This window comes from Rhodoluna limnophila, assembly GCF_005845365.1.
In the GTDB taxonomy this organism is placed as follows: Bacteria; Actinomycetota; Actinomycetes; order Actinomycetales; family Microbacteriaceae; genus Rhodoluna; species Rhodoluna limnophila.
The window spans coordinates 1099133-1125542 of record NZ_CP040509.1 but is presented as its reverse complement, the minus strand read 5'-3'; the positions used below and the strand labels follow the sequence as shown (position 1 = coordinate 1125542).

At 54.5% G+C, this 26410-nt stretch carries 25 protein-coding genes and 1 tRNA gene; 22 read left to right on the top strand and 4 right to left on the bottom strand.

Translation table 11 applies throughout. The annotated features are described in order from the left end of the window. Nucleotides 1-27: 27 nt before the first annotated feature. The 5 genes from FFA38_RS05550 (at nt 28) to FFA38_RS05530 (ending at nt 5641) form a co-directional block, all read left to right on the top strand. Entirely contained in the window at nt 28-1914 is a 1887-nt protein-coding gene (locus tag FFA38_RS05550) for a DNA polymerase III subunit gamma and tau (RefSeq protein ID WP_138315805.1), read from the top strand. Further along, nucleotides 1914-2510, top strand: a complete 597-nt coding sequence (recR, locus tag FFA38_RS05545; RefSeq protein WP_138275781.1) for a recombination mediator RecR — start codon at nt 1914-1916, stop codon at nt 2508-2510. The genes FFA38_RS05550 and recR overlap by 1 nt, the downstream gene beginning before the upstream one ends. A gap of 111 nt (nt 2511-2621) precedes the next feature. Next, nucleotides 2622-3902, top strand: coding sequence for an aspartate kinase (locus FFA38_RS05540; protein WP_138275780.1), 1281 nt, complete (start codon nt 2622-2624; stop codon nt 3900-3902). Nucleotides 3903-3942: 40 nt separating this feature from the next. Next, the gene (locus tag FFA38_RS05535; protein ID WP_138315804.1) at nt 3943-5007 is read left to right on the top strand and encodes an aspartate-semialdehyde dehydrogenase; all 1065 of its coding nucleotides are present in this window, start codon (nt 3943-3945) and stop codon (nt 5005-5007) included. A 61-nt stretch (nt 5008-5068) separates the two neighbouring features. After that, nucleotides 5069-5641: a hypothetical protein gene (locus FFA38_RS05530; RefSeq protein ID WP_138275778.1), complete on the top strand. Its 573-nt coding sequence runs from the start codon at nt 5069-5071 to the stop codon at nt 5639-5641. 6 nt (nt 5642-5647) lie between these two features. On the opposite strand, the gene FFA38_RS05525 is transcribed toward FFA38_RS05530, so the two are convergent. After that, on the bottom strand, nt 5648-6538 hold the full coding sequence (locus FFA38_RS05525; RefSeq protein WP_138315803.1) for a metallophosphoesterase: 891 nt from the start codon (nt 6536-6538) through the stop codon (nt 5648-5650). Beyond that, entirely contained in the window at nt 6539-9055 is a 2517-nt protein-coding gene (locus FFA38_RS05520) for a transglycosylase domain-containing protein (RefSeq protein ID WP_172956019.1), read from the bottom strand. Nucleotides 9056-9096: 41 nt separating this feature from the next. Between FFA38_RS05520 and FFA38_RS06905 the strand changes: the two genes are divergently transcribed. The 3 genes from FFA38_RS06905 to FFA38_RS05510 are packed head-to-tail and all read left to right on the top strand — an operon-like array spanning nt 9097 to nt 10333. After that, complete coding sequence (locus FFA38_RS06905) at nt 9097-9261, top strand: Sp36 family protein (RefSeq protein ID WP_172956018.1); 165 nt, start codon at nt 9097-9099, stop codon at nt 9259-9261. Next, nucleotides 9261-9731 (top strand): RidA family protein, encoded by a 471-nt coding sequence (locus FFA38_RS05515; RefSeq protein ID WP_138315801.1) that lies wholly within the window; start codon nt 9261-9263, stop codon nt 9729-9731. Before FFA38_RS06905 ends, FFA38_RS05515 begins: the two co-directional genes overlap by 1 nt. Continuing rightward, nucleotides 9731-10333, top strand: coding sequence for a hypothetical protein (locus FFA38_RS05510; RefSeq protein WP_138315800.1), 603 nt, complete (start codon nt 9731-9733; stop codon nt 10331-10333). The genes FFA38_RS05515 and FFA38_RS05510 overlap by 1 nt, the downstream gene beginning before the upstream one ends. A gap of 78 nt (nt 10334-10411) precedes the next feature. Here FFA38_RS05510 and acs read toward each other — a convergent pair whose 3' ends face one another. Beyond that, a complete protein-coding gene (gene acs, locus FFA38_RS05505; protein WP_138315799.1) occupies nt 10412-12379 on the bottom strand; it encodes an acetate--CoA ligase in 1968 nt (655 codons plus the stop codon). Nucleotides 12380-12644: 265 nt separating this feature from the next. On the opposite strand from acs, the gene FFA38_RS05500 reads away from it, so the two are divergent. From FFA38_RS05500 to FFA38_RS05450, 11 genes are all read left to right on the top strand, one after another. Continuing rightward, on the top strand, nt 12645-13586 hold the full coding sequence (locus tag FFA38_RS05500) for a TadA family conjugal transfer-associated ATPase (protein WP_138315798.1): 942 nt from the start codon (nt 12645-12647) through the stop codon (nt 13584-13586). Continuing rightward, nucleotides 13576-14433 carry a type II secretion system F family protein gene (locus FFA38_RS05495; protein ID WP_138315797.1) on the top strand — a complete coding sequence of 286 codons (858 nt, stop codon included), beginning with the start codon at nt 13576-13578 and terminating at the stop codon, nt 14431-14433. Before FFA38_RS05500 ends, FFA38_RS05495 begins: the two co-directional genes overlap by 11 nt. Before the next feature lie 14 nt (nt 14434-14447). Beyond that, nucleotides 14448-14645 (top strand): DUF4244 domain-containing protein, encoded by a 198-nt coding sequence (locus FFA38_RS05490; RefSeq protein WP_138315796.1) that lies wholly within the window; start codon nt 14448-14450, stop codon nt 14643-14645. Beyond that, the gene (locus FFA38_RS05485; protein WP_138315795.1) at nt 14626-14967 is read left to right on the top strand and encodes a hypothetical protein; all 342 of its coding nucleotides are present in this window, start codon (nt 14626-14628) and stop codon (nt 14965-14967) included. The genes FFA38_RS05490 and FFA38_RS05485 overlap by 20 nt, the downstream gene beginning before the upstream one ends. Then, nucleotides 14964-15296 (top strand): Rv3654c family TadE-like protein, encoded by a 333-nt coding sequence (locus FFA38_RS05480; RefSeq protein ID WP_172956017.1) that lies wholly within the window; start codon nt 14964-14966, stop codon nt 15294-15296. Before FFA38_RS05485 ends, FFA38_RS05480 begins: the two co-directional genes overlap by 4 nt. A gap of 30 nt (nt 15297-15326) precedes the next feature. Further along, entirely contained in the window at nt 15327-18017 is a 2691-nt protein-coding gene (topA, locus tag FFA38_RS05475) for a type I DNA topoisomerase (RefSeq protein ID WP_138315793.1), read from the top strand. Next, nucleotides 18017-18640, top strand: coding sequence for a dTMP kinase (gene tmk / locus FFA38_RS05470; RefSeq protein WP_138315792.1), 624 nt, complete (start codon nt 18017-18019; stop codon nt 18638-18640). The genes topA and tmk overlap by 1 nt, the downstream gene beginning before the upstream one ends. Beyond that, a complete protein-coding gene (locus FFA38_RS05465) occupies nt 18641-19804 on the top strand; it encodes a DNA polymerase III subunit delta' (protein ID WP_138315791.1) in 1164 nt (387 codons plus the stop codon). Continuing rightward, nucleotides 19804-21324, top strand: coding sequence for an alpha/beta hydrolase (locus FFA38_RS05460; protein ID WP_138315790.1), 1521 nt, complete (start codon nt 19804-19806; stop codon nt 21322-21324). The genes FFA38_RS05465 and FFA38_RS05460 overlap by 1 nt, the downstream gene beginning before the upstream one ends. A gap of 100 nt (nt 21325-21424) precedes the next feature. Next, nucleotides 21425-21796, top strand: a complete 372-nt coding sequence (locus FFA38_RS05455; RefSeq protein WP_138275757.1) for a DUF485 domain-containing protein — start codon at nt 21425-21427, stop codon at nt 21794-21796. After that, nucleotides 21793-23445 carry a solute symporter family protein gene (locus FFA38_RS05450; protein ID WP_138315789.1) on the top strand — a complete coding sequence of 551 codons (1653 nt, stop codon included), beginning with the start codon at nt 21793-21795 and terminating at the stop codon, nt 23443-23445. The genes FFA38_RS05455 and FFA38_RS05450 overlap by 4 nt, the downstream gene beginning before the upstream one ends. A 63-nt stretch (nt 23446-23508) precedes the next feature. Here FFA38_RS05450 and FFA38_RS05445 read toward each other — a convergent pair whose 3' ends face one another. After that, on the bottom strand, nt 23509-23892 hold the full coding sequence (locus tag FFA38_RS05445) for a hypothetical protein (RefSeq protein WP_138275755.1): 384 nt from the start codon (nt 23890-23892) through the stop codon (nt 23509-23511). Between the two features lie 46 nt (nt 23893-23938). On the opposite strand from FFA38_RS05445, the gene FFA38_RS05440 reads away from it, so the two are divergent. From FFA38_RS05440 to FFA38_RS05430, 3 genes are all read left to right on the top strand, one after another. Next, entirely contained in the window at nt 23939-24868 is a 930-nt protein-coding gene (locus FFA38_RS05440) for an oxygenase MpaB family protein (RefSeq protein WP_172956016.1), read from the top strand. A 26-nt stretch (nt 24869-24894) separates the two neighbouring features. After that, nucleotides 24895-24967: transfer RNA gene (locus FFA38_RS05435), tRNA-Thr, on the top strand. Between the two features lie 62 nt (nt 24968-25029). Then, a complete protein-coding gene (locus FFA38_RS05430; RefSeq protein WP_138315788.1) occupies nt 25030-26403 on the top strand; it encodes a TrkH family potassium uptake protein in 1374 nt (457 codons plus the stop codon). Nucleotides 26404-26410: the final 7 nt, after the last annotated feature.

Here is a 26410-nt window from a genome sequence, read left to right as displayed (position 1 = left end):
GTCAGTCGAGGAGGCTAGGCTCTAAACGTGGTTACCGCTCTGTACAGACGTTATCGTCCTGAATCTTTTGCCGAACTAATCGGCCAGTCGCAGGTGACTGCGCCGTTGATGACGGCATTGCGCACCGACCGCGTAAACCACGCATACCTTTTCTCAGGCCCACGCGGTTGTGGCAAGACCACATCTGCCCGCATTTTGGCCCGCTGCCTCAACTGTGCCGAAGGGCCAACAGACACCCCATGTGGAGTTTGCCCAAGCTGCATCGAGTTGTCTCGTGACGGTGGCGGCTCGCTTGACGTCGTAGAAATTGACGCCGCCTCACACAACGGTGTTGACGATGCTCGTGACCTCCGTGAACGCGCAATTTTTGCCCCAGCCCGTGATCGCTTCAAAATCTTCATCCTCGACGAAGCTCACATGGTTACGCCCCAGGGCTTCAATGCTCTGCTAAAAATCGTTGAAGAACCACCTGCCCACGTCAAGTTCATTTTTGCTACTACCGAGCCAGACAAAGTCATCGGCACAATCCGCTCCCGCACCCATCACTACCCATTCCGGTTGGTGCCACCAGCTCAAATGCTTGAGTACCTTGAGCAACTTTGCGCCAGCGAGGGTGTCGACGTAGCCCCCGGTGTGCTCTCATTGGTAGTTCGCTCTGGTGGCGGATCTGTCCGTGACTCACTTTCTCTTCTAGACCAACTAATTGCCGGTTCAGAAGGCGTTGACGGCGCGGCACCGAAGGTTGAATACGAACGCGCAGCTGCGCTACTTGGCTTCACTCACGCGGCCTTGCTTGATGAGGTCGTTGACGCATTTGCGGCGCACGACTCAGCGTCGGTGTTTGCCAGCGTTGACAAAGTGATCCAGACCGGTCAGGACCCTCGCCGCTTTGTTGAAGACCTGCTCGAGCACCTTCGTGACCTAATTGTGGTGTTGTCAGTCGGAGACGGCGCAAAGGCAGTTTTGCGCGGAATTGCAGACGACGAACTAGACAAAATGGGCACCCAAGCAGCGCGCTTTGGCCTGGCTGAGCTAACCCATGCGGCTGAAACCGTAAACCATGCCCTAACCGAGATGTCCGGTGCAACCTCGCCGAAGCTGCATCTTGAGCTCATGTGCGCCAAGGTTTTGGTTCCATCAAGTGACCAAACCGAGATTGGCTCACTGGCCCGCATCGAACGCCTTGAGCGCCGAATCGGTGTTGGTGGGGCAGCTGCGCCGGCACCGGTTGCGGCCACTCCGGTAGCTGCCACTTCGGTTACTGCGGCCCCAACATCTGCGCCGGCTCAAGAAGCACCTGTCCAAAATTCAATGCCGGCAGCTGCACCGGTCACCGCACCAGCTGCTCCGGCTGCGCCTGTACTTGGCGCTATCAGCACTCAGCAGTTCCGCGACTCTTGGCCAAACATCCTGACCAAAGTTAATAAGGCTTCTAAAGCAGCCTGGATGGTCGCGTTCTCACTCAGCGTTGTTGACTTCAGCGAAGATGTTTTGACCCTGAAGTTCCTAAGTCAAAAAGACCTCGAATCGTTCAAGAACTCAAACGGTGCCAGCGACATCCTGCGAACCGCGATTCTTGACGTGCTTGGTGTCCAGGTCAAATTCCGCGCCCAGATCGATGACGCAAATAAGCCAGCAGTTCAAGAGGCACAGGTCCAGGCAGCACCGGCCCAGGTCGCTCCAGTTCAGGCTCCGGCGCCGGTTCGGGCACCTGCAGTTGCTCCGGCCTCGGCGCCAATCGCCGAAGAAGTTCCACCTCCGCTAGATGAGCCTGAACCTGAAGAGCAGTTTGAAGCTGCACCGATTAAATCGCGCAACTCAAGCATGGTCGACGAGTCGGCACGATACGGCGAATCACTTCTTCGCGAAATGCTGGGTGCAGAGCCGATCATCGATAAAAACGGTGGCAAGTAATGTACGAGGGCGTAGTTCAAGAACTAATTGATGAGCTGGGCAGGTTGCCGGGTGTTGGTCCAAAGTCGGCTCAGCGAATTGCCTTCTATCTGCTGCAGGCTGAGGACGAGCAGGCTCAAACCCTCGCCCGCGTGCTTACTGAGGTAAAAGAGCGCGTCCGCTTTTGCGAGATCTGCGGAAACGTAACCGAAGAAACTCGTTGCAACATCTGCCGCGATGCTCGACGCAACCGCACCGCAATCTGTGTGGTTGAAGAGTCAAAAGATGTTCAGGCAATCGAGCGCACGCGCGAGTTCCGCGGCCTGTATCACGTGCTTGGCGGCGCCATCAGCCCGATCGAAGGAGTTGGCCCAGACCAGCTCAGAATCAAAGAGCTCATGAGTCGACTGAGTGACCCAGAAATTCAAGAGGTAATCATCGCAACCGACCCAAACCTTGAGGGTGAAGCGACGGCAACCTACCTAACCCGTATGCTCAGCCCGCTGGGTATCACTGTCTCTCGATTGGCATCGGGTCTGCCGGTGGGTGGAGACCTCGAGTACGCCGATGAAGTTACGCTTGGTCGCGCTTTTGAAGGTCGCCGAACAGTCAGTTAATTCATCACAGTAATCCAGGGTTAGGCCTTTTGACCGGTCCTGGAGTCCGCTAGAATTGTGAGTTCTGGCGTTATCCGCCTGCAATCACCCCGAAATCTGAGGAGACCTACCTTGGCCCTTATCGTGCAGAAGTTTGGCGGTTCATCCGTTGGCGATGCCGACAAGATTAAGCACGTTGCTCGTCGCGTAATCGAAACCCAAAAAGCCGGCAACCAGGTTGTCGTCGTTGTCTCAGCCATGGGTGACACCACCGACGAACTTCTGGACCTTGCCAATTCGGTAGCCGACGATCCAAATGACAGCCCTCGTGAGCTAGACATGCTGCTTACCTCGGGTGAGCGCATCTCGATGTCATTGCTGGCCATCGCCATCAATGCCCAGGGCGGTAAGTCACAGTCTTTCACCGGTTCACAGGCCGGTATCGTCACCGACAGCGTCCACGGAAATGCCCGTATTGCCGAGGTCACCCCAGAGCGCATCCGTGAGTCAGTTGACGCTGGCAACATTGCAATCGTGGCCGGTTTCCAGGGCTTCAACCGCGAGACTCGTGACATCACAACCCTTGGTCGCGGTGGTTCTGACACCACTGCAGTTGCACTGGCGGCCGGCCTAAAAGCTGACCTTTGTGAGATCTACTCTGACGTTGACGGTGTCTACACCTCAGACCCACGAGTTATTAAGGGTGCCAAGAAGCTTGAGTCCATCGATGTTGAATCAATGCTTGAGCTTGCAGCAGCCGGAGCAAAGATTCTGCACATTCGCGCGGTTGAGTTTGCTCGCCGCCACAACGTAGACCTACGCGTTCGTTCAACTTTTAGCACCGACCCAGGAACCATCGTTTATTCAGGAAAAGCAGGAGCAGGCATGGAAGAGTCAGTCGTATCGGGTGTAGCAATCGACAAGGGCCAGACCAAGATTATGGTCATCGGTATTCCAGATGTTCCAGGCAAGGCTGCTGAGCTTTTCACATTGGTTGCCGACGCTGGTGCCAACATCGACATGATTGTTCAGAACACCCCAACCGGTTCTGACGTAACCGATGCGGTTAGCGACATCGGCTTCACCTGCCCAAAGGCTGAGTCAAAGAAGGTCGCTGCAGCGCTAGAGGCAGCCAAGGCAACTCTTGGTTTCCGCACCGTCGAGATCGACGATGAAATTGGCAAGCTTTCTGTAGTCGGTGCCGGTATGCGCACCCACTCAGGTGTTTCTGCAACCATGTTCCGCGCTCTTGCCGAGGCGGGCATCAACATTGAGATGATCTCAACCTCAGAGATCCGCATCTCAGTTATCACCAGCGATGACCAGGTAGATGCAGCCGCTCGCGCTGTTCACACCGCATTCGGCCTAGACAGCGACATCGAAGCTGTTGTCTACGCCGGTACCGGTCGCTAAAACTCACAAACTTTTCAGACTCTAGAAATCAGGGGAAATCATGTCTAAGCCATCACTAGCTCTTGTCGGTGCAACCGGTGCTGTTGGTACCGTAATGATCGGCATCATCAACAGTCGTCCAAACATCTGGGGCGAGATCCGCTTGATCGCGAGCCCTCGCTCCGCTGGCAAGAAGATCACCGTTCACGGCGAAGAACTAACTGTGGTTGCACTTTCTCCTGAGGCTTTCGACGGCATCGACATCGCAATGTTCGACGTTCCTGATGAGGTTTCTGAGGTTTGGGCTCCGATTGCCGCCGAGCGCGGTGCGGTTGCCGTTGACAACTCGGGTGCCTTCCGCATGGACGCCGATGTACCACTGGTTGTTCCTGAGGTAAACCCAGAGCAGGCCAAGAACCGCCCTCGCGGAATCATCTCTAACCCAAACTGCACCACCCTCACCATGATGGCTGCGATGGGTGCACTGCACGACAAGTGGAAGCTGACCGAGCTGGTTGTTTCTAGCTACCAGGCTGTATCTGGCGCCGGCGCTGCCGGTATCGATGAGCTTGCATCAGAGCTTGCTGTTGTTGGCAAGGATGCATCACTGGGCACCGCAACTGAAGACGTTCGCGCTGCACTTGCTGCCGCCGGCAACGACCTCAGCAACTCGCCTTGGGCACACCCAATCGCCCTAAACATAATTCCATTTGCAGGTTCGCTAAAGGCCGGCGGCCACACCTCAGAAGAGCTGAAGGTTCGCGACGAGTCTCGCAAGATTCTTGGTATCTCAGACCTGAAGGTTGCCGCAAGCTGCGTGCGCGTTCCAGTTCAGGTTGCTCACTCACTAACCGTTCACGCAACTTTTGCTAACCCGCTTACTGCCGATGAGGTTCGCGAAGTTCTGGGCCAGCAGCCAACCATCCGTGTTGTTGACGAACCAGAAAACCACCTTTACCCAACCCCAGCCATGGTCGTTGGACAGGACCCAACTTTTGTTGGCCGCATTCGTCAGTCACTAGACTTCCCGAACTCAATCGAGTTGTTCGTCGTTGGCGACAACCTTCGCAAGGGCGCCGCGCTTAACACCTACGAAATCGCCGAGCTTGTTGCTCGCGAGTTCTAGTAACTAAAACTGCGTCGTTGAGTTCCACGGTTTCTGGCAAGCCAAAGAGTAGCCTGTGATTATGTCGCGCGTTTTGGCCGTTTCTGTCTTGCTGGGGTTGTCACTCACCCTCGGCGCATGTGCTGCTGCTCCGGTTGATGAACCAACCAATGGTGGCACAACTCAGTCTCGCCCAACACCTACGCCTGACCAGGCGCTGGTTCCTACCGAAATGCCATCGGCAGTGGTGGCAATTGACCCAGAAGAGTTCAACAACGGTTTTGACGAGTATGTCTTCAAGGTCGGCGAAGGACCAACCTGGTGCACAATTAGCCCGGTCAGCCAGTTCACGCTCTGCGAGCAGAATGAAGCGGCCGCGGTTTACCAGCCAATCCCAGCCCCAGAATCTTGTGTTTACAGTTACGGCTACCAAGTGCGCCTATGGTCATCAAAACCTGAGTCTGGCGAAACTGCAGAATTTGCTTGCTCGGGTGGTTTTTACTCAGACGCTAGCCAGGCCAAGACCCTGCTAACCGGTCAGAGTGTTTCAGCCGCTGGCTTTACTTGTTTTGTAGAGAACGTCACGGCTCGCTGTGACAACGCCTCTGGCCAGTGGATTGCCCTTGGCCCTCAGGTTTGGTCGCTAAACAACTAGCAGCCCCTAGGGCTTTGCCACGAGAGTAATAAGTCGCACCTCAGGTCGGCAGGCAAACCTCACCGGCGCAAATATTGAATGCCCCAAACCAGCAACAACATTCAGAATCAGCTTTCGATCGCCAAATTTCCAAGCACTCAAGCCCTTGGCGTTTTTTGCTGGCAAATCGCAGTTGGTAACCAGTGCACCGAAGCCCGGTAAACAAACCTGACCGCCGTGGGTGTGCCCGGCAAAAAGAACTTCGGCGCCGGCATTTGCCATGGCCTCTAGAACTCGCATGTAAGGCGCATGGCTTACGCCCAAAATAACACCGCAGTTTTTCAAGGCGGTTGCTTGGCCGGGCAGGCTGCCGATGTCGTCAAGTTCGTCGTGGGCATCATCAACACCGATAAACCCCAGCTGCACCCCGCGAATCGAAAGTTGGCCACCTCGATTATTTAGGTTTAGCCAGCCAGCTGATTGGAATCCGCTGAGGAGCCGGGCAGTGTCTAGTTTTTGCCCATTGCTGCGCTCAGATGGTTTGGCCAGGTACCCAAGCGGATTGCGCAAAACCGGTGCGTAATAGTCGTTTGATCCGTTCACGAATACGCCAGGTCGTTCGGTTAGCGGAGCAAGAGCCGTCAAAACCGGGCCAATAGCTTGCGTGTGACCCAGGTTATCGCCGGTGTTGATTACCAAATCTGGTTTTAGCTGGCCGAGCGCATGAACCCATCGCTGCTTGCGCTTTTGCCACGGTGCCATGTGAATGTCGCCGATGTGCAGCACGGTGATTTCAGGTGATCCGGTAGGCAACACCGCAACAGTTTCGCGGCGAATTACAAATAGGTGCCGCTCAATAGCAATACCCCAGATAGCCGCGGCTAAGCCGAGGCCGACCAGGGCTGCCAAATACTCCAACTACGGACCCGTACTCAGTATCAGCAGAATGGCGCCGGTTGCGGTGGCGCTGGTTCCAGCGGCCGGTGTGGTGCCAACCACAAAGCCTGCAGGAATTGTGTCTGACTGAACAAAGAACTGAGTTTGCGAAGGCTGTGGTTCGCTCACCGCAGCAAATCCGGCGGCCAACAGGGTTGATTTGGCGTCAACCACCGACATTCCGGCAACGTCCGGAACCTTGAGGGTTCCACCCTTGCTGATGTAAATCAAGATCTGGCTACCGCGTGGCACGCTTCGTCCGGCACCCGGCACAGTGCGGGCAACGGTGCCCTCTGGCTGGTTCGAGACAATGGTGCGGGTCTGAATTTTGGCATTCAAGTCAGAAGCGTTGATTAGCTCTTCAGCTGCTGCTGGGTCTTGCCCACCGGTTGCCGGAACGGTAATCATTGTGGCTGCAACCATCTCAGCTGGTGGGGCGTCAAACGCAGACCCTGGGTACAACTTGTTGATTGCCTTCATGGTGGTTCGCCAAATGTCGTGACGAACTGTGTTGGCAGCTTTGTTGTTTAGCCGGTAGGCGCCCAAAGACTTATTTCCGACTACGTTACCCACCCAGGTTGCGGTTCCAACGGCAGATGAGAAACCGGTCATCCAGGTGTGAACACCAGAGTCGGTGGTTCCGGTCTTGCCGGCTAGGGGAGTGCCGTCTCCGGTTGCTGAAGCACCACCGGTACCGCCAGAGATTACGCGCTGCATCGCGTAGGTCATTCCAGCAGCCACCTCAGGGGTAACCGCTGCTGAACAATCGCTGGTTGGCACCTTTAGGTCGGCCTGGGTTTCGCGCACCACGATGCGGTCGATTGCAACTGGTGAGCAGTACACGCCCTTGTTGGCAATTCCGGCCATCGCGGCTGCCATGGTTAGCGGCGCAATTTCGTTTACACCAATCACCGATGAAGGCACGTAGCTAAGCTCGGCGCCATCGGCTCGGTGCACACCAAACCGTGCCGCGGTGTCGCGAATGTCACACAGGTCAAGCTGGCTGGCCATGTCAACGTAGGCAGTGTTCACCGACATTGTGGTTGCCTGAACCACAGTTAGGTCCTCTGGCTCCTTGACAATGTTGTTTGGCTTCCAGGTGCCGCCAACTCCGCCACAGCGTGCCGAGAAGTCACCAGGACCCCACTCTTTGACGCGACCGTCAACGTGGTCGTTCAGGTGGAAGCCAGCTGTCAGCCACTGTGCCAAGGTGAATACCTTGTAGGTAGATCCGGTTTGGAAGCCTGACGAACCGCCGTATTCGCGGTCAGTTGCATAGTTCACCGAGGTGTGGCCAAGGTCCTCGCTCTGGGTCTGGTCAAAAACTCGGTTTTCGGCCATGGCCAGGATGCGCCCGGTGCCGGCCTGAACCGAAACAGTCGCCGAACCAATCTGGCTTGGGTCATCGTAAGGCGCCCAGGTCATTGTTGCCTCATGTGCGGCAGTTTGAGCGTCTAGGTCGAGTGTGCTGTAAATCTGAAGGCCACCGCGGCGAAGCAGGTTCTCGCGGTCTTCTGGGGTGGCGCCAAACTCAACATTGTTGCGGATAGTCCAGACGGTGAAGTCACAGAAAAACGCGGTGGTTTGGTTGGCCTCACAACCGCTAGGGGTGTGGGTCAGGTTGACCTCAATCGGGGTGGCCTTGGCGGCGTCAGCCTCGGCGCCAGTGATGTAGCCCTCAGCGGCCATGTTGTCGATAACGTAGTCGCGGCGGCCCTTGGCGCGCTCGAGGTTGCCTTCTTCATCCGGCTTGTAGTCGTTCGGGGACTTCAACATACCCGCCAGCAGTGCTGCCTGCGGAATGTTTAGTTCACTTGCCTTGATGCCAAAGTAGTAGTTTGAAGCGGCTTCAATACCGTTGATCTGGTTTCCAAAGAATGACAGGTTCAAATACCCAGCAAGGATGTCCTGCTTGCTCGAAATGCCTTCCAGCGCAATCGCCATCCGGATCTCTTTGAACTTTCTTGCGATACCTTCAAGGCCGCTGGCTGTGGTTGCGGCTGCGATGGCCTCTTTGTCGCCAGCGAGGTTTGCTGCCTCTACCAACGAGTTCTTGACGTACTGCATCGTGATGGTTGAACCACCAGGGCCGTTTCCGGCTGAGATTGCGTTGGTTGCTGTAGCGCGAGCGAGTGAAAGCCAGTCAACGCCGCCGTGCTCAAAGAATCGAGGATCTTCGGTGGCCACAACCGCATTGCGGATGTTGGTTGACATATCGTTGTACGAGATCGAAATTCGGTTCTCGTGGTAGAAATTTGCCACCACGACTTTTTCATCGCCGTCATTGGCATAAAGGGTAGACGCCTGCGAGCCAGTAACTGGCTTTAGGTAGGTTGGCAGGTTCTCAAAGAGGTTGAGGCCGGTGGTGGCAGCAGAGCCCCCAACAAGGCCAATTGGGGCCAAAAGAAGCACTCCGAGTACGCCAACGAGGGCTGACAAACCGGTAAATTTTAGGATGCCGCTCGCTTTAGACGCGGACTTGTTCTGTGAACCAGACATAAACTCTAGGTTACCGGACATCACCTGAGAGGACTCTGTAAATGTTGAAGTGGGAGTACATCACCACCCCTTTGTTGCTACACAAAGAAACTGCGATTTTGAACACCTGGGGTTCTGAAGGCTGGGAGCTAGTTCAGATCGTCGCCAACAACATGGGCGGCAACATCGCGTTTTTCAAGCGCCCAATTGCCGAGGAGTCAAACTAATGTCACGTATTGAGGCTCGACTAATCGAACTTGGCTACCCGCTGCCTGCCGTTGCGTTGCCAGTGGCAGCCTATGTGCCGTCAGTTGTGACCGGAAACCTGTGCTTCACCTCAGGTCAATTGCCTTTTGTCGATGGCAAATTGCCTGCTGCCGGCAAGGTCGGAGAGTCCGAAGGGCTGGTTGATCCAGCTGTTGCTAAGGACCTTGCCCGTTTGTGCGCACTCAACGCGCTTGCCGCACTTAAGCTCTCAATCGGCGACCTTGACCGCGTGACTCGCATCGTCAAGGTAGTCGGCTTTGTGGCATCTATTCCTGAATTCACCGGACAGCCTGGCGTAATTAATGGCGCCAGCGAGTTCTTGGGTGAGGTATTCGGTGATGCCGGCGTGCACGCTCGATCAGCGGTTGGGGTGCCAGTGTTGCCGCTTGATTCAGCCGTTGAAGTAGAGCTAATCGCCGAATTTAAGTAATGCAAGCTTTCAAAACCATCACCCGATTGCTTCGGCTCTCGGTCAAGCTGGAGCTCGACGGCTGGCGCAGCCTCTACTTGCTTGCAAGGAGACAGACGGTCGCTCCGGCCGGGGCTCGGGTTTTTTCTTACTACCTTGAAATGCGAACCATTTTGTTCGTGTTTATCGGGCTGTCAGCAGTGGAAATTCCGATTTTTGATGTGGTGCTCAGCCGTTGGCCTGCCATTCGCTGGCCGATTCTGATTTTAGGTATTTGGGGTTTCTTATTCATGGTCGGCGTTTACGCCGGCCTGAAAGCGCACCCACATTTTGTGATTCAGGAGCTGCTAGTTGTTCATTCGGGCCCAAATTTCAAGGTGACCATTCCGAAGAGCCAGATTGACGCAGCTTTTGTCGACGAACGCACCTTCGAGACTTCAAAGGGTTTTCAAATCGATGACGTTGAAGGGCAGACCCGAGTGAACTTGGTGACCATGAGTCAGACCAATGTTTCTCTCGAATTGAAGTACCCCGTTCTTGTCACTAAAGGCTCAAAAGCCTTTGAGGTCACCAGGCTCGATTTCTTCGCTGACGATCCGCGTGGACTAGTCGACGCACTTTAGGCCTAAGCAAGAAACAAAGCGAAACCCCCAGCACAGAGAGAGTGAGCTGGGGGCTTCGACATTTATTGTAGCGACTTGCTAGTCGTTCGCGCCTCCGGCAATCTTGCCGCTGATGATGTCCATAACACTGGTGTCAGCCAGTGTGGTTACGTCACCGATAGGGCGGTCTTCAGCAACATCGCGAAGTAGTCGGCGCATGATCTTGCCCGAGCGCGTCTTTGGCAATTCTGAAACCACCATGATGGTTCGAGGCCGTGCGATCGGCCCAATTTCGTGAGTCACGTGGTCGCGCAAAATCTTGCTCACGTCAGCATCTGAACCGGCGTTTTCTAATTGGTTTTGTCGCAGAATTACAAAAGCGACTACGGCCTGGCCGGTGGTCTCATCTTTGGCGCCAACCACAGCTGCCTCAGCCACAAACGGGTGCGAGACCAAGGCTGATTCAATTTCAGCTGTAGACAAACGGTGGCCAGAGACGTTCATAACGTCATCAACTCGACCAAGAAGCCAGAGGTCGCCCTCCTCATCAAACTTCGCGCCGTCGCCGGCAAAGTAGATGTTCTTGAACTTGGACCAATAAGTTTCCTTGTAGCGGTCTGGGTCGCCCCAGATCCCGCGCAGCATTGATGGCCACGGTTCGGTGATGGTGAGCAGACCGGCGTGACCGTTTCCGAGTCCGTTACCGTCGTCATCCAAAATCGCAATGTTTACACCCGGCAGAGCGCGCTGGGCAGAACCCGGTTTTAGGGTTGTAATGCCCGGTAGCGGAGAGATCATGATCGCGCCGGTTTCGGTCTGCCACCAGGTGTCAACAATTGGTGCACTACCGCCACCAATTACGTTGCGGTACCACATCCATGCCTCAGGGTTGATTGGTTCACCAACCGAGCCCAGAACCCTGATGCTGCTGAGGTCATGCTGCTTCGGAATTTGGCTGCCGAGCTTCATAAAGCTGCGAATAGCGGTTGGGGCGGTGTACAAAATCGAGACCTTGTATTTTTCGACGATGCTCCACCAGCGTCCCCAGTCAGGGCTCTCGGGGGTGCCTTCGTAAATTACCTGGGTTGCTCCATTGGCTAGTGGGCCGTAGGTCACATAGCTGTGACCAGTAATCCAGCCGATGTCTGCTGTGCACCAGTAAACATCGCTGTCAGCGTGCAGGTCGAAGACATTCTTGTGCGTGTAGGCGGCTTGGGTTAGGTAGCCACCGGTGGTGTGCAAAATACCCTTGGGCTTGCCGGTCGTACCAGAGGTGTAAAGAATAAAGAGCGGGTGCTCGGCCTCAAACCCTTGAGCCTCGTGCTCTGGGTTTTCGCTGGCAAGGGCCTCGGCCCAGTCAAGATCGCGGCCTTCAACCCAGCCAACCTCTTGGCCGGTGCGCTTGACGACCAAAACATTTTTCACCGATGGACACTTGCCCCCACCGAGAGCTTCGTCGACCGCCGGCTTTAGCGCGCTAGCGCGGCCCTTGCGGTACCCGCCGTCGGCGGTGATAACCAGCTTGGCCTGTGCGTCTTCGATGCGCGTGTGAAGTGATTCTGCAGAGAAGCCACCGAAAATAACTGAGTGCACGGCGCCGATTCGGGCAACTGCCTGCATCGCGATAATTGCCTCGGGAATCATCGGCATGTAGATGGCCACGCGGTCACCAGGATTGATTCCCAAACCGATAAGGACGTTTGCGGCCCTCTTGACCTCTTCAGTTAGCTGGGCGTAGGTGAATTCCTTGGTGTCGCCTGGTTCGCCCTCAAAGTAGAGGGCAACGCGGTCTCCGTGCCCAGCAATCACGTGACGGTCGAGGCAGTTATAAGAGATGTTGATTTTGCCGTCGTAAAACCACCGGGCAAATGGCGGGTTGGTCCAGTCAAGTACCTGAGTGAATGGTTGGTGCCAGTGAAGGCTATTAGCCTGCTCGGCCCAAAAACCTAGTCGGTCATTTTTGGCTTGTTCATAGAGTTCAGGCTGGGCGTTGGCTTGCTTTTTGAACTCTGCGGTCGGAGCAAAGTGCCGAGTTTCGTGGAGCAGGTTATCTAGTTCTTGAGACATCTTTGTCCTTTGGTTTGAAATACCTTGTTGTGTATCTTGCCATAAAAAATAAAATTTTCTGTTTCGATGGGAATGAAACCCCAATGAAAGCGCTTATTATTTATTCGTTAGGTCTTGAACCTAACCTGCGATACCGATTCCCCCAATCAGGTATCGCCTGGCCCCAGGAACTTCCCCCAAGATCCTGGGGCCCCCTAATTTAACGGTTATGCACAGATTTGCCGCCACCACCCAATAAACCAGGTTGGCAAATCAGGCTGTTGCCATGACCTTTCAAAGCCTTGGGCCCCAACTTGATTCGCTACTGACTATGCCTGGGGTCACCGACATTTTGGTCAACGGTTATCAACAGGTCTGGGTTCAGAGGTCATCGCGGTCTCTTGAATCAGTGGTCAGCCCCTTTCAATCTGAAGGCCAGCTGGCGGCCCTAGCTCAGCAAATTATCGGTCTCGGTGGGCGCCACGTAGACCAAGCAAACCCCTTTGCCGACGTCGTGATTGACGGCATTCGTGTGCACGCAGCCATTGGATCGGTTTGCAATCCCAAAACGCACCTATCGATTCGTATTCATCGCGAGCGGTTGTTTGGCCTCGATCAGTTAGCCGACTTTGGCATGTTTGGCTTACGTGAGCTCGGATTTTTTCGGCAAATGCTGGCTGCTAGGCAAAATTTTCTTATTGCCGGGCCCACCGGTAGCGGCAAAACCACCCTGCTACGAGCCCTTTTGGCCGAATGCGTCGCCGAGCGCGTGATTGCGCTCGAAGACGTCGCCGAGATTGGCCTACCCACCCCAAACTTTGTCTCGCTTCAAACTCGGCAGGCCAACATTGAGGGCAAGGGTGAGGTCAACCTCGATCGGTTGGTTCGTGAAGCGCTGCGCATGCGCCCAGATCGGTTGGCCATCGGTGAGGTGCGTGGCATTGAACTGCTGACTCTGCTGCAGGCCATGAACACCGGGCACAGTGGCGCCGGCGCTACCATCCATGCAAATTCCCTCGCAGATGTCCCTTCTCGCCTGCAGTCGATTGTCTCGGCTAGTGGTTTGGCGGGCGGTGCTGCAAGCACGCTTGACCGCGAAGGGTTTGCTCAATCGGTTCAATCGGCATTCTCGTGGGTAATTCAGGTCAATTCCAGGGTTGTGTCGGCCATCGGCTCATTTTTTATCGATGCCAGCGGTAACCTCAAGGTGGTCACTCGTGATTTCTAAATTCTTGGGCAAACCAATCCCGCCGGCATCTGGGACGCTCGAGCACCAGTCTGATCGCACAACTGTGGTCATTCGAAAGCTGGCCAGCCTTTTGGCGGCGGGTGTGCCGGGGCTTCAAGCGCGTGGGCATCTCGAGCAAGATATCGCCAAATTCCACCCCGATGTTGCCGAGCGTTTTGAACTTACCTGGGAACTGGCGAATCGTCTCGGTGGGTCACCCACACCTACCCTGCTGCGGCTGGCCGAGGTGCTTGAGTCTCAACAGTCGCAGTCGGCTAGCATTCAATTGGCCTATGCGGCGCCCAGGGCAACCGCCAAGCTGATCATGGGTTTGCCTTTTGCGGCTTTGGTAATCGGCCAGCTGATCGGACTAAATCCAATTGGCTCCATCACCGGATCAATTCTTGGGTTTCTGTCGTTTCTGGTCGGAATTGCCCTTTTGATAGTTGGGCAGATGTGGGTGCAAAACATTCTCGAAAAGGCTCGCCCGCAATTCAGCGATCCGGGGGCTTTTCTCGATGCCGTTGCCATCGGGCTGAGCGCTGGGCTGAGCCCCGAGCGCGCCGAATCCGAAGCTCGTTCACTCAAGGGAATCGGAACCCCAGACCCAGAGGCCGAGGCTTCACTCGAGGAATGCCGTGCGCTTTCCCATAAGACCGGAAGTTCAATTAGGGGCCTGCTGCTTGATGCAGCGCAAGCAATTCGGGCAGCTCACCGAAACCATCAGGCGCAAGCCATTAGCAAATTACAAATTCGCCTGATGCTGCCACTTGGTTTGCTTACGCTGCCGGCATTTGTCTTACTGGCCGTTGCTCCAATGGCAATCGGCATGCTCACCCACACATAAATAAAGGAGAAGAAATGAAAGCACTAATTCGGGTCCTGAAGGACGAAACCGGAGCCGCAACCGCTGAGTATGCAATCGCCACTATGGCGGCGGTTGGGTTTGCGGGAATGCTGGTTGTCATCATGCGGAGTGAAGAGGTGAAAACCATCCTTTTTGATTTGGTTAGAAGCGCCCTTACCTTCACCAATCCAAATGGTCAGCCAGTCGAATGATCGAGGCTCGGTTACCGCGGAGTTTGCACTGGCGTTGCCGGCACTTGCACTGGTGATGTCGGTCACCATCGGTGGCCTGGGGCTTCAAATGGAGCGCATAAATTTGGTTTCACTGGCCGCCACGGCATCCAGGGCCTTGGCGCGCGGAGAAGATCCGGCGCAACTCATCGAAGCCTTTGATCAAAGCGGTGTCCGCATCGAACCGAGCGAGGCGGGGGAGCTGCTCTGTATGACCGCCTATAAAGAGGTCAAGTTGATGGATATCCCCGAATCGATGTTCAGCCTTTCTGAAACGCAGTGTGCCCGAAGGAATGGATTGTGAGAACCGATCGCGGGTCAGGAACAATACTGGCGTTGGCTGCCGTGGTTGCTTCGACCGCTCTGTTTGGCGGGATGCAAATTGTTGCCCACAACGTGCTAAATCAGCACCGACTGCAGGCTGCAACTGAGGCGATGGCCCTGGCAGCAACTGACTCACTGAGGGGTTTAACCACCGGTTTTCCTTGCGTTGAAGCAAACGAGATTGCGCTAAAGAATATGGCGATTGTTGATGAGTGTCGTATTGTCGGACTCGAGGTAATGATTTCTGCCCACCTTGATGGGTTAGGTATAGTTCTAACCGCAAAGGCAAGAGCGGGTCCAAGTTATTGAACCTGATCTGCATATAAAGAGGAGCATCATTTGGCTGCTAGCCACAAATTGGTAATCGTTGAGTCGCCGGCTAAGGCCAAAACGATTTCGAAGTATCTAGGCAACGACTACACGGTCTTGGCTTCAATCGGCCACATCCGTGATCTTGTTGACCCTAAGGACTTGCCAGCAGACAAAAAGAAAGGCTCCCTAGCCAAGTTTTCGATTGACATTGAAAACGACTTTGAGCCGTACTACGCAATTTCACCGGGCAAAAGCAAAACTGTCTCAGACCTAAAAAAGGCTCTCGTTGGCGCTGAGGAGCTCTATCTCGCTACCGATGAGGACCGCGAGGGTGAGGCCATCGCGTGGCATTTGCTTCAAATTTTGAAACCAAAAGTTCCTGTCAAGCGCATGGTGTTTCACGAAATCACCAAAGAGGCTATTCAGTCGGCACTGGAACACACCCGCGCTGTAGATGACAACCTGGTTCAGGCCCAAGAAACCCGTCGTGTAGTTGACCGCCTCTACGGTTATGAGATTTCACCGATTCTTTGGCGCAAGATCAACCGTGGCCTAAGTGCCGGTCGAGTTCAATCGCCGGCCATGCGTTTGGTGGTTGAGCGCGAACGCGAGCGTATGGCTTTTGTCTCGGCTTCGTATAACGACGTTGAGGCAACCTTTGACTCACAGGTGTCCGGAGAACCTCAATTTGTCGCGAAACTTCAAAGTATCGATGGAAAGCGTATTGCCACGGGTCAGAGCTTTAACGATGCCGGTCAGTTAACTGCTGATGTACTTCTCTTGGGTGCTGAGCAAGCTCAGGCGCTCGCCGAATCGGTCAAGGCCGGTACCGCCAAAATCTCAGTTTCTTCGGTTGAATCAAAGGCCAGCACACGTCGTCCGGCAGCGCCGTTCACCACCTCGACACTGCAGCAGGAGGCATCCCGCAAACTCCGTATGTCGGCCAAGCAGACCATGGACACTGCTCAGTCTCTCTACCAAGACGGTCACATCACTTATATGCGTACCGACTCTCCAACGCTTTCGACCCAGGCCATCAATGCCGCTCGCAGCCAGGCCTCAAAAATGTTTGGCGCTGAGTACGTGCCAGACAAGCCGCGCGTCTACCAGGGCAAATCTAAAAATGCTCAAGAGGCCCACGAGGCTATTCGCCCTGCCGGTGAGGTTTTCAAGCACCCATCTGAGCTAGCCAGCGTTTTGAGTGGACGTGCTTTTGACCTATACGACCTGATCTGGAAGCGCACTGTGGCATCACAGATGCAAGACGCCAAGGTCTCGACCACTACCGCAAAAATTGGCGTCTCACCAATTTCGGGTGGCACCGCGGCTGAATTTACCGCCTCGGGAACCGTTGTAATTTTCCGCGGATTCATGGCTGCATACGAGGAAAGCCAGGATGAATCTCGCGATGGCGACGGCGATGAAAAAGAGTCGAAGCTGCCGAACCTAACGGTTGGTCAGGCTTTGAAGGCTATCGATGTTGTGGCTAAAGACCACCAAACTTCACCTCCACCTCGCTTCACTGAAGCATCTTTGGTTAAGGCGCTTGAAGAAGACGGAATCGGTAGGCCGTCAACTTATGCCGCGATCCTTTCGACCATCATCAACAAGGGATACGTTTCAAAGCGCGGCCAGGCGTTGGTTCCCGAGTGGATCGCGTTCACTGTTACCCGCTTTCTGGAAGAGAACTTTGGCAACCTGGTTGACTATGCCTTCACCGCCCAGATGGAAGAAGACCTGGACCGCATTGCGTCGGGTGAACTTGATCGAAGTGACTGGCTCAAGCAGTTCTACTTCGGTGGCGGATCGACTGAAGGCTTGCGCCCAACGGTTGAGAACCTTGGCGATAGCGACCCTAGAGCCATCAACTCAATCTCAATCGGCCCAGACATCACGCTTCGAACCGGCAAGTACGGTCCATACATCGAGGTCATGGGCTCGCCAGAAGCCGAAGGCGCCGACGAAAACGGTCGCCGTATCGTGAACATCCCAGAGGGTCTAGCGCCTGATGAGCTAACCCCAGCCAAAGCACAGCAGCTCATCGATGCACCGGTGATCACCGACCGCGTAATGGGTGTTGACCCTTCTACCGGTTTCAATATTTTGTTCAAGGATGGCCGCTACGGTCCATACGTAACACTGGACGACGAGCACGCTGCAAAGCCAAAAACCGCATCGCTGTTCAAGACGATGAGTCCAGAGACCTTGACGCTTGAAGATGCAATTGCGCTGCTATCGCTGCCTCGCACTATCGGGGTAGACCCAGAATCTGGAACCGAAATCACGGCTCAAAACGGAAAATTTGGCCCGTATCTAATGAAGGGCAAGGACTCGCGTTCGCTGGCCTCTGAAGATCAGCTATTTTCTCTCGACCTAGCCGTAGCGCTCGAGATTTTTGCCCAGCCTAAGTACGGAGGCCGTCGTACCGCGGCAACACCTCTCAAGGAGTTTGGCGAAGACCCAGCCTCGGGCCTGCCAGTAGTCGCCAAGACTGGCCAATTCGGTCTTTACGTTACCGACGGAGCTGTGAACGCAACCGTTCCGAAGGATGAAAATCTCGAAGAGATGTCTGCAGATACCGCGTTTGAGCTGTTGGCAATTCGTCGCGAAAAGCTTGGCCTCGAGCCGGGTGAGGCACCAGCCAAGGCTGGCAAGCCAAAGAAAAAGATTGCGAGCACAACCAAGGTTGTAAAGGCCGGAACGCGAAAGAAGAAGTAATGCCTGGTTGGTTTATTTCTTTCGAGGGCATTGACGGGGTCGGCAAGTCCACTCAGGCTGACCTACTTGAACAGCACTTGCGTGACCTCGGTCATGAAATTGTTCGAACTTTTGAACCTGGTGGCACCGAACTTGGCCAGGAGATTCGTCACCTTCTGCTGCACCGCAAGGGTGACGTTGCTCCACGAGCGGAGGCTCTGCTTTACGCAGCTGACCGTGCCCACCACGTGGCAACCAAAGTGCGTCCAGCACTAGAAGCCGGGCAGGTAGTCATCACAGATCGGTATCTAGACTCATCGGTTGCCTATCAGGGTGCCGGCCGCGATCTAAAGTCTCAGCAGGTTCGCGATCTTTCACTTTTTGCCACCGATGGCCTACTGCCGAACCTGACAATTTTGCTAGATCTTGATGCCAGCGCTGCCGGCCAACGCCGCAACCAAACCGGCCAGGAGCCAGATCGACTCGAGCGCGAAAAAATCGAGTTCTTTGAAGCTGTTCGCCAGTCGTTTCTTGACCTAGCTGCGGCTGAGCCGGAGCGATTCTTTGTGGTTGATGCCAGCAAAACCGTTGAGCAAATGCAAACCAGTATCCGTGCCCGCGTAGATGAACTATTGGCTAGATAGATGACCCAAACTCAAGAATTTAAGCCGGTCTGGCGTGATCTCTTGGGTCAGCCTGAGGCGGTCGGTCAACTTCAGCAGGCAGTCGAGCACAAGAGTCAGGGTGTTCACCACGCCTGGTTGATGACGGGCCCACCGGGATCCGGCCGATCAAATCTGGCCCACGCCTTTGCTGCTGCTCTGCTGTGCCCCGATGACGGTTGCGGCCAGTGCAAGAGTTGCGTCATGGCTGCTGCGGGTAGCCACCCAGATATTTCTGTACTAGCCACTGAGCGCGTGGTCATCTCGATTGACGAAGTACGTGAGCTTGTTGCTAATTCGCAGTTTGGTGGTTCGCTCGGAAAACTTCGAATCATGTTGATTGAAGATGCCGACCGCATGCAGGAGCGTTCCTCCAACGTGCTATTGAAAGCCCTCGAAGAGCCACCTGCCGGAACCATCTGGCTGCTTTGCGCGCCATCAGAGGCAGACATGCTACCTACCATTCGTTCGCGCGTGCGCCGGGTTGGGCTCAAAGTTCCAGCGATCGAGGAGGTTGCTCGCCTGCTAATCGAGGGCAATGGAATCGATGCCAAGTTAGCGCATCAGGTTGCTGCTGAGGCTCAAAGCCACATCGGTATGGCTCGCCGTCTGGCAACCAGCAGCGAGGCAAGAAGCCGGCGTCGCGAAACACTGATGGCTGCACTGGCTATTACCGGTGTTACATCGGCAGTCAACACTGCCGAGCGATGGCTTGAAATTGCCAAAAAAGATGCCGAGGCGTTAACGGTCGAGAGAGATGCCGAAGAAAAGGCCGCGATGCTCAAGTCGCTTGGATTGCAGCCGGGCGATGCTATTCCTAACAACCTAAAGTCTGACCTCAAGGCCATGGAAGAAAGCCAAAAGCGTCGAGCGACTCGAAGTGTGCGCGATGGCCTGGACCGTATTTTGGTAGACCTAATGTCGCTATACCGCGACATTCTGACGATGCAGATTTCAGCAAACGTTCCGCTAGTGAATGAAGAGATGCGCCCGGGTGCGACCGAAGTCGCAAACTCGACTACGAGTGCCGAAACTATAAAAAAACTCGAGGCTATCGCTACCGCGAGAATTCGCATCGACTCGAATGTTCGCGACTTGATGGCGCTTGAGGCGCTGGCGGTTGCTCTCCGCCGAAAGGTCGCCTAGTGCAAAGGTTCGGAAAGTTGCTCGCCGCCGCAGTTGCCTCGGTGATGTTGCTGACCGGCTGTGCCGCTCCGGTCCAAGGCCCCGAGCCGCTGGAAGACCCATCGATATCTGCAGATCTAAAGAGTTTCTATACCCAATCGGTCAGTTGGTCAGCGTGCGGTGGCGAGCAAACCTATTGCGGAGAGGTTGAGGTTCCGCTTAACTGGCAAGACCCATCTGCGGGTTCACTAACTCTGGCAGTTGCCTACCGTAAAGCAGACCAAGCCGAATCGCTCGGTTCCATCATCTTCAACCCGGGTGGGCCGGGTGGTTCTGGCTACAGCTGGATCATGAATTCAGCAGAGCAGCTGGGCACCGATACCCTACGCAACAGTTACAACCTCGTGGGTTTTGACCCGCGTGGTGTAGGCGCCAGCGAGCCCACGGTCAAGTGCCTAAATGCAAAAGACACCGATGACCTCTTGTACGGCCAAAATGATGCCGAACTCAATAGTGCCGAGGACATCGCTCTAACTCGTCAGGCTTACCGGGTCTTTGCCGACGCGTGCTTGGCTAACACCGGCCCAGAGTTGGCTTACATCGATACTGTTTCGGCGGCTCGTGACATGGACATTCTGCGAGCGGTTTTTGGCGAAGAGCAAATCAACTATCTGGGCTTCAGCTACGGAACCTTTTTGGGGGCCACCTATGCCGAACTGTATCCAGCCAGGGTTGGTCGGATGGTCCTTGACGGAGCCATCGACCCAACAAAGTCAGATGAAGAGCAGAGCATCGGGCAACTCGTTGGTTTTGATCAAGCCCTAAAGAACTTCCTCGCCGATTGCCTCGAAACCTCGGACTGCCCTTTTACCGGGAGCATGAGTTCGGCACTGAGTCAGATTTCGGCTCTTTTGCTGAAGCTTGAGAAGAATCCGGTTGCAACTCAAGACGGCAGAGAGCTGACCATCTGGGGAGCTATCACGGGCATGATTATGCCCCTCTACAGTCAGGGTTACTGGCCCTACTTGAGTCAGGCATTTAGCGAGCTCAAATCTGGTGACGGTACGACCTTCATCCTGTTGGCTGACACCTATAACGAGCGCGATGAGACTGGTAAGTACGGCTCCAACCAGATGGAGGCCAACGTTGCCATCTCATGCCTGGATTCCCGATCTGCCAGTGATGCAGTGTCAATGGCCGCTCAAAACGCAATTGCCCTCGAAGCCAGCAGCGTGTTCGGAAGATACTGGCAAAACGGCGCCCTCGGCTGCGAGATGTGGCCTTTTCCGGTTGCCGAACGACCAGAAAGTTACGCGGCTTCAGGTTCCAAGACGATTCTTGTTATCGGCACCACCGGTGACCCTGCAACCCCTTATGCAGACGCAGTTGCGCTGGCTAATGAGGTTCTAGAAAACGCGCAGTTAGTCACTTGGAACGGCGAGGGGCACACCGCTTACGGCCAGGGTAGCAAGTGCATCGAGCAGGTAGTTGACGACTATTTCATCAAGGATGTAGTGCCAACCGAAGACCCGAATTGCTAGTCCATAACGAAATCGTTACCTATCTATTTTTTGTAAAAATCTTTTCCAGTTTTGGATAGGCTCAGGCTAGAGTGCCCCAGCACCCTACGCTTCGGCAAAGATGCCCCAGCGTGATTTCTTGGACATTGGAGTTCAATTGGGATCTTCAGAGAATGAAAGGGTGTGGGCCGAAACTCAGGCCAGCCCCGAATTCCAGGATCTAAAGCGTCGGTTCCGCGGCTTCGCGTTTCCGGTGACCGTAGCTTTCCTGGTTTGGTATTTCGGTTACATCCTCCTCACTGCTTTTGCCCGTGATTGGGTAAGCACTGAGGTGGCACCCAACATAAACATCGCCATCATCCTTGGCGTTTTGCAGTTTGCATCAACCTTTTTTATTGCTTGGCTTTACGAGCGCCATTCCAGTAAGCACCTCGATGCTGCTTCTGACTCGCTGAGAGACAAGATCAACGAGCAGATTGGGCACAAAGCATGAACTCGACAACTCTCTCCACCATTCTGTTTGTTGTTTTCGTACTCTTCACCCTGGTCCTGGTTATTCGGGCGGGTAAGTCAAACAAGAAAAACTCCTCGGACTTTTATGACGGCGGAGCCTCGTTCTCAGGTTTCCAAAATGGCCTAGCCATCGCCGGTGACTACATGTCGGCAGCCTCATTCCTCGGAATCGCCGGAATGATCGCGCTCGCCGGATACGACGGTTTCTTGTATTCAATCGGCTTCTTGGTTGCTTGGCTGGTGGCGTTGCTACTCGTTGCTGAGCCGCTTAGAAACTCTGGGCGTTTCACCATGGGTGACGTGGTTGCGTTCCGAATGAAGCAGCGCCCGGTCCGCTCAGCAGCATCGGCATCTACCGTTGTGGTCTCAATCTTCTACCTACTGGCCCAAATGGTCGGTGCCGGAAGCCTCGTTGCGCTCCTGCTTGGAATTGACCCAACCGACACTGCAGCTAAGAACCTGATTATCGGTGTGGTTGGCATTTTGATGATTGTTTACGTAACTGTGGGTGGCATGAAGGGCACCACGTACGTGCAAATTGTCAAAGCTTTCTTGCTGATGATTGGTGCCACGGTCTTGACCATCATGGTGCTGGCCCGATTTGGGTTCGACATCAGCGCGATGCTTGGTCAGGCGCAAAAACTCAGCGGCAACCCAGAGTTCTTGAACCCGGGCAACAAGTATGGCGTTGAGGTTGAGGGTGACCCATTCAAGACCCTGATGAACAAGCTGGACCTAATTTCACTTGGTTTGGCTTTAGTTCTCGGAACCGCGGGTCTGCCTCACATCCTGATCCGCTTCTACACAGTGCCAACCGCAAAAGCCGCCCGAACCTCGGTGAACTGGGCTATCGGAAACATCGGTGTGTTCTATCTGATGACTATTGCCCTTGGATTTGGCGCCGCTGCTTTGGTGGGGTCAACGGCAATTAAAGAGGCTGACAAGGGCGGCAACCTGGCGGCTCCGCTGCTGGCCAAAGAGCTGGGCACAAACATTGCCGGCGAAACCGGCGGTGCGACGATGCTTGCGATTATCGGTGCGATTGCCTTTGCGACCATCCTGGCCGTAGTTGCAGGTTTGACTCTGGCTAGCTCGTCATCGTTTGCGCACGACTTCTATGCCAACGTGATCAAGAAGGGCAATGTTGACCCTAAAAAAGAGGTCAACGTGGCTCGAATTGCTGCCATTTTGATTGGTGCGGTTTCAATCGTGCTGGCTATTGGGGCCCAGGGTCTAAACGTTGCCTTCCTTGTGGCAATTGCCTTTGCCATCGCAGCATCGGCTAACCTGCCCGCCGTGCTGTTCTCGCTGTTCTGGAAGCGCTTCAACACTCGCGGAGCAGTCTGGGCTATCTACGGCGGCCTTGGCATGGCATTGGTGCTGTTGGTGTTCTCAGGCAACGTATCGGGTGCCGAGACCAGCTTTATCAAGTGCTTGCCAGAGGCTGTTGACTGTGTGAAGTTCAACTACTTTCCATTGAATAACCCGGGTATCGTCTCAATCCCATTTGGATTCTTTATGGGCTGGTTGGGTACCGTTACCTCTAACGAGAACAACACCGCTAAGTACGCCGAACTTGAGGTTCGCTCAATGACCGGCGCCGCAATTGGCAAGGCGGTCCAGCACTAAGACAAAAAGAAACCCCCGACTTGTGCTCCTTAGAACCAAGGTCGGGGGTTTCTGTCGTTTTGATTAGTAGCGCATGTAGCCCAAGAAAAGCTGCATCAAAATTGCGATGTAGGTGAGGGTGAAGATTGCCGGGGTACCAAACTTGACGATTACCAGCCATGGAGCAGTCGCGGCAATCCGTGCTGAAACAGCAGACATTGAATCGAGGTTGCGCAGGTCTTGGGCAATCGCGGTGGCTTCATTGGCCGAAGAAATCTGAGCTGCTGCACCCAGCACACCACTCGAAAGCAACACCAAGATGAAGGCCATCTGGTGGGTGAGCGACGCCATGGTCATACTTGGCAAAATTGCAATTGCAAAAATTAGCAGAGCAGTTGGCGCAAGTTGAGAAACAATGATGTGATTGCGGGCTTTTACCCAAAGCTGGATTAGATCTAGTTCTTTCATGGTTGCTCTTTCTCGAGATGTCGTAAATAAGGTTAGGCGCAACTACTTGTCAAACAATGCATTACAAGAAAACCTTTCCAAACGGTTTCGGCGCCTGCTCTCGGGTGACCCAGATGGTGTTCCGCCATGGCTTGAGGTAATCGCCGCTGGTGACGAACCCGGATTCTTTGTGCCGTCTGATGCACCCTGGGTGGTCCATGCAGATTTCGGAACGCTCGTCGGTGGAATTCGAGCGCTTTTGATGCAGGCGCTACACCCTGGCTCCCTCACCGGAGTCAAGGATCACTCGCGTTACGAACAGGATCCACTAGGTAGGTTGGCCGGAACCATTCGATGGCTAACCGTTACCACCTTTGGCTCAAGGGCTGCGGTTATGAATGAAGCCGGGCGCGTAAATCGGCTTCACAAAACCGTGACCGGAAGTTATCAGACCGGCTCGGGCGAGGTGCGCGATTATCGGGCAGCAGATAAAGACTTGCTGCTGTGGGTTCACATTGCGTTCATGGAGTCATTTCTGGTGGCGCACGAAATGTTTGCTTCACGACCGATTCCAAAGGGTCAGGCACCTTCGGGTGCCGATAACTACATCTCGCAGTGGAGTGTTTCAGTTGCTCCTCTAGGTCTAAAAACCACACCGATGACCCAGGTTGAGCTAACGGCTGCGATAGACGAAATCAGAGATGCCGGCATTTTGGCGGCAACTGAAGACACCATCGATGTTGTGAAATTCATCAAGAATCCGCCCCTACCCGGTCTGGCCAAGCCAATCTACAACCTGCTGTTCGATGCGGCAGTGGTGTCGATGAGGCCAGAATTTAGATCTGAACTGGGGCTCAAGGCCAAACCGCGATGGATTATTCAGCCTCTAACTCGATTTGTGCTGCGTGCCATGCGAGTTGCAATTGGTCCTGAAAGCCCGATCGAAGATGGCGCAATCGCGCGACTAAAACGCATCGGAGTGCTGCCGCAGCAGTAAACTTTTTCAGTTGCTATTAGCAGCACGCCGCCTTAGCTCAGTTGGTAGAGCAGCTCCCTCGTAAAGAGCAGGTCTGGGGTTCAATTCCCCAAGGTGGCTCTGAGGCTCTTTAGGCGCTCCAAAGGAGTAGGCTTTTGGATGTCTCCGGAAGAGGTATCTGAATGTCCAGTCGCCAAGGACTGCACCCAAGCCAGCTCGTGGCTGTGGCGTTCACCGCAATCATTCTCGCGGGCACATTTTTGCTATGCCTGCCAATTGCCACAAACTCGGGCGAGCAAACGCCATTTCTAGATTCGCTTTTCACAGCGACCTCAGCGACCACGGTAACTGGGCTTTCAACTCTCGACGTTGAGACGCATTGGAATCTTTTTGGACACGTCGTGATTGCGCTCCTAATTCAAGTGGGAGGCTTCGGAATCGTCAGTTTTGCCACCTTAGTTGCGTTGCTCCTAGACGGCCGAGTGTCACTCAAAAATAGAATGTCCACCAGCTCAGAAGTCGGCACTGCTGGCGCTGACGTTAAAGCCATGTTGCGAAACGTTCTAAAGATCATGCTTTTTTTCCAGGGACTGCTCTTTGTGTTCCTGACCGTTCGGTTTTTGACCCACTATGACTACGACCTAGCCAAAGCCCTAGGGCACGGCGCCTTTCACGCCCTGTCGGCTTTCAACAACGCGGGTTTCGCTCTCTACTCAGACAGCATGATTCAGTTTGCGCGAGATGGTTGGATCCTGGTTCCGATATTTGTCACAGTGTTCTTGGCCAGTGTCGGTTTCCCTACAATCGTTGAGATTCGCGACCGCTCCAAACTATGGCTTGCCGAGAAATTCAATCGCGAATTGAACTACACCATGCCTGCCCAGTGGTCTCTCAATAGCAGAATCGTTTTGTGGGGCAGTTTCGTGCTGCTAATTGTTGGCACCATTGCGGTCGGATTCTTGGAATGGAATAACCCCAAAACCTTTGGGCCGCTAACTCCTTTGGACAAAGTTCTCGACAGTATCTTTGCTTCAGTAATGCCTCGCACGGCTGGCTTTAATTCGGTGGACTACCTGAACATGACCCCGAGCACTCTGTTGGTGACTGACATCCTGATGTTTATCGGTGGTGCCAGCGTGTCTACCTCGGGCGGTATCAAAATTGGCACTGCGGTGGTTTTGTTCTTCATTATCTATACCGAGATTCGTGGTGAGGCTGCGGTCAACATCGGAAACCGCAGGCTTCCACGTTCGATGCAGCGCCAAGCTTTGACCATTGTGGGTATTACTGCATTTGTGATTGTTGGAGCAACAATCCTGATGCGCCTGACCACCAACTTCACACTCGACCAAATCCTGCTTGAGGTATTTTCTGCCGTCGGAACTGTGGGTCTGACCGCTGGAGTGACCCCAAATTTGCCCGAAGCAGATAAGTTCCTAGTGACTCTTTTGATGTTGTTTGGTCGCCTCGGTCCAATCGTCGTGGCTACCTCACTTGCACTTCGCAGGACAAAACGACACTTTGAATATCCGCGCGAGAGGCCACTAATTGGCTAGCGCAGTT